5 protein-coding genes are annotated in these 3,089 nt (G+C 61.5%); 2 read left to right on the plus strand and 3 right to left on the minus strand.

Going from position 1 to position 3,089, the window contains the following annotated elements:
• Positions 1 to 59: 59 nt before the first annotated feature.
• The gene (locus tag WBV42_RS00290; RefSeq protein ID WP_423984272.1) at positions 60 to 701 is read left to right on the plus strand and encodes an OsmC family protein; all 642 of its coding nucleotides are present in this window, start codon (positions 60 to 62) and stop codon (positions 699 to 701) included.
• A gap of 68 nt (positions 702 to 769) precedes the next feature.
• Here WBV42_RS00290 and WBV42_RS00295 read toward each other — a convergent pair whose 3' ends face one another.
• Together WBV42_RS00295 and WBV42_RS00300 are read right to left on the minus strand one after the other, a co-directional pair.
• Complete coding sequence (locus WBV42_RS00295) at positions 770 to 1,960, minus strand: alanyl-tRNA editing protein (protein ID WP_423984273.1); 1,191 nt, start codon at positions 1,958 to 1,960, stop codon at positions 770 to 772.
• A gap of 32 nt (positions 1,961 to 1,992) precedes the next feature.
• Positions 1,993 to 2,511: a helix-turn-helix domain-containing protein gene (locus WBV42_RS00300; RefSeq protein ID WP_423984274.1), complete on the minus strand. Its 519-nt coding sequence runs from the start codon at positions 2,509 to 2,511 to the stop codon at positions 1,993 to 1,995.
• A 108-nt stretch (positions 2,512 to 2,619) separates the two neighbouring features.
• Between WBV42_RS00300 and WBV42_RS00305 the strand changes: the two genes are divergently transcribed.
• Positions 2,620 to 2,823 (plus strand): TOBE domain-containing protein, encoded by a 204-nt coding sequence (locus tag WBV42_RS00305; RefSeq protein WP_423984275.1) that lies wholly within the window; start codon positions 2,620 to 2,622, stop codon positions 2,821 to 2,823.
• A gap of 3 nt (positions 2,824 to 2,826) precedes the next feature.
• Here WBV42_RS00305 and WBV42_RS00310 read toward each other — a convergent pair whose 3' ends face one another.
• Positions 2,827 to 3,021, minus strand: coding sequence for a hypothetical protein (locus tag WBV42_RS00310; RefSeq protein WP_423984276.1), 195 nt, complete (start codon positions 3,019 to 3,021; stop codon positions 2,827 to 2,829).
• Between the last annotated feature and the right edge of the window lie 68 nt (positions 3,022 to 3,089).

The raw sequence follows: 3,089 nt of genomic DNA on the forward strand, positions 1-3,089 counted from the left end.
GCGTAGCGGTAAGTGGTCGTCGCAGAGACAACGATCACGGCAACCCCAAAGGAGACACCATGACAACAGAAACGCAATCGATGGAGCAGTCCGTGCGATACGGCGTCGACAGCAAGACGTTCGCGGAGTTCGTCGACTACGCTCAGGCGAACCCCGATGACGTCCAATTCGAACTGAGTGCGAAAGGTTACTGGGAAGGACGAGCGTTCCACACGCTCTCGAAGATAGGCCCCTACTCGCTCGGCGGGGAGACAATCGACCGCGAAACCCGCGACTACACGTTCCCGTTCGGCGCTCACAAAGAGGTCGAGGCGGCGATGGGGTTCGTCGGTCCGGACGACCGTCCCGAAGTGATCGAAACCGCGCTGGCCGCGCTGAGCGGCTGTCTCAGTCACGTTATCTCGCTTCACCTCGCAGCCGAGGGTCTCGAAGTGGAGACACTCGAAACGACGGTTCGAATTCCCTGGGATCCGTTCGTCGCCCTCGATATCGACGACACGGAAACTCGGGATGGGACGCTCCGGGACCAGTTCGGCGAGTTGGATATCGAAATTCACGTGGGTGGCGAGAGCGTCACCGAGGAGACTATCGAACGTGTACGGAGTGCTGCGCGTCGGTCAGCAGTGTACAACCTCATCTCGTTGGCCCATTTCGCCGAACCATCCGTCGAGAAAATCGCGGCCGATTCGACCGTCGATTGAACGAGGACGCTCAGAATCGACGAACGACGCCGTTTTTCGCAGTGTCTATTTCGAGACAGTCTGTGACTCTACTCCCGTAGATACGCCACGACTTCGTCCGGGTCCGCCGATAGACCGCCGCCCTGCGCGAACGTCGGACTGCCGCCACCGCCGCCGCCGAACTCGGCGGTTACGTCGTCCACCACGTCGCCAGCATCGGCCTCGCCAGCAGTACCGACGACGATGAACGTCGAACCGTCCTTTCCGGCGAGCGCGACCACGTCGGCCGTCTCACCCGCGAGTTCCCGCACCCTGTCGCTCAGTTCGTTCGGTCCGACGCCGTCGATGGTTCCGACCAGCCACTCGTGACCGTTCCGGACGACGGTCTCCTCCGCGAGTTCCGCGATTGTCGCCCCGACAAGTTGCGATTTTGCGTCGGCTAACTCGGCTTCGAGCGCATCGATTTCGTCGGTGAGGCGGGCGATTTCGTCGGGCAAATCCCGAACGCCGGTTCCCGCGGTTCGTGCGGCGTCCAGCGCGCTCAGTTTCTCCTCCGTCCGCGTGCGGATGGCTGGCGGGCCGACGGCGAACTCCACGCGCGTCATGCCCTCGCCGGGGTTCGACCGGTCGAGGATCGTCACCGGGCCGATTTCGCGGGTGTTCTCGACGTGCGTGCCGCCACAGGCCGCCACGTCCCAGCCGTCGATATCGACCACGCGAACCGTGTTCGAACCGCTCAACACGCCCTCTTCCGTTTTGGTGTTGAACGCGATTTCCTCCCGTTCCAGCGCTTCCTCCTTCGGGAGTTGTTCCCACGAAACGGGTATCGAGTCCCATACCGCGCGGTTCGTCAGGCGTTCGAGTTCCGCGAGAACCCCGTCGTCGATGTCCGTCGAGGTCTGGAAATCGACGCGGATCTTCTCCTCGCCGATGTCGAAGCCGCCGTAGCCGAGATCGGCCAAGATCCGCCGACCCGCACCGTACAGGACGTGACTCGCCGTGTGCGAGCGCATGCAGTAGGTGCGAAACTCCTCGTCGATCTGGCCGCTGATTTCATCTCCCTCGGCGAAGTCGGGCGTCGCTTCGAGGCTGTGAACCACCCCGTCGTCCCGTTTCTGTACGTCCACGACCGGAATCCCGTCGAGCGTTCCCCTATCGGCCGGTTGACCGCCGCTCTCGGCGTAAAAATACGTCTCCGAAAGGACGATATCGGTGCCATCGACGGCCGAAACGGTCGCCTCGAAACTCGTTCGATACGGCTCTGCTGGCGCATGAGTCATACCCGTTCGTGCGAAACGGGCGGACAAAAACGCTACGCCGACTCCGACAACGTCAGGTCGAGGCGTTCCTCCAGCGCCTCGATGACCGACCCGCCGACGCTCGCGCGGTTGGCTCGGCTCTGTTCGACTGCGAGCAGGTCGTCTTCATCGATTCCGAGTTCGTCCGCGAGTTCGCCGGACTGCAGTCCGGCCTCCTGTCGTGCCTCGACGACGCGGTCGCCGTAGTCGGAGACGAGATACGGGAGCGGGTCGCTGTCATAGCTCGTCCCCTCCTCTTCCCAGTGGCGTGCATCTCCCTTGCGGGCGTCGTCCATGCGCGCCGTGCGCTGGGCGGCGCGCCGTTTGCGGTCCTGCTCGCTCAACTGGTTTCCGCCCGTTGTCCGCTCTTCCTTCGGTTCCGCGGCGTCGTTGTGACTCGCACAGTCTTTGCAGACCTGCAGGGTCGCACCTGCGACGCTCGCCTCGGTCAGCGAGTCGGAGGCTTTCCCGCAGAGTTCACAGGAACCGCCGCTACCGCTTCCGGACGAATTCCCGGTCGAGTATTTTGCCATACCCCCGTTAGGAAGGGACTACATTTCAATATCGCGTTTGATTTCCGGAGCAAAGTGCGCCCGAACGCTTATTCACGGCCTCGTCGTGGTCGTTCCGAGGTATCGAAGATGCTCAGCGCACGAAATCGACTCGACGGGGAAGTGGTGGCAGTGGAAACGGGCGACGTGACCGCGGAAGTAATTCTGGACGTCGGTGACGACGAAGTCGCTGCCGTCATCACCCGTGAATCGGTCGAAAACCTCGAAATCGAGGAGGGGATGGAACTGACCGCCGTGGTCAAGGCGACCGACGTCATGGTCCGGTCGGACTGAAACTCATCGCTCCATCGACGCGGCGATTCGTTCGACGGCGCGAACGAATCGCCAGAACAGGTACAGTCCGATGAGCGGGAAAACGATACCGAACCACGCGAAGAACCGCTGATTGATGAAAATGCTGTACAGGAAGGTGAGGATTGCGACGCCGATAATCGTCCAAATGAGGTACCGTTCATCGAAATTCTCGGACATATTTATGTCGAATATCAAATCGGATATATAGATGCCGGTGCGAGAACGAGTATCGGATATCCTGACTT

The sequence above is a fragment of the Haladaptatus sp. genome, from assembly GCF_049589095.1.
Lineage (GTDB): Archaea > Halobacteriota > Halobacteria > Halobacteriales > Haladaptataceae > Haladaptatus.

What these genes read in the sequence shown, in the direction of transcription:
- WBV42_RS00290 (WP_423984272.1), top strand. Translation starts at nt 60, where the DNA reads ATGACAACAGAAACGCAATCGATGGAGCAGTCCGTGCGATACGGCGTC.
- WBV42_RS00295 (WP_423984273.1), bottom strand. Translation starts at nt 1,960, where the DNA reads ATGACTCATGCGCCAGCAGAGCCGTATCGAACGAGTTTCGAGGCGACC.
- WBV42_RS00300 (WP_423984274.1), bottom strand. Translation starts at nt 2,511, where the DNA reads ATGGCAAAATACTCGACCGGGAATTCGTCCGGAAGCGGTAGCGGCGGT.
- WBV42_RS00305 (WP_423984275.1), top strand. Translation starts at nt 2,620, where the DNA reads ATGCTCAGCGCACGAAATCGACTCGACGGGGAAGTGGTGGCAGTGGAA.
- WBV42_RS00310 (WP_423984276.1), bottom strand. Translation starts at nt 3,021, where the DNA reads ATGTCCGAGAATTTCGATGAACGGTACCTCATTTGGACGATTATCGGC.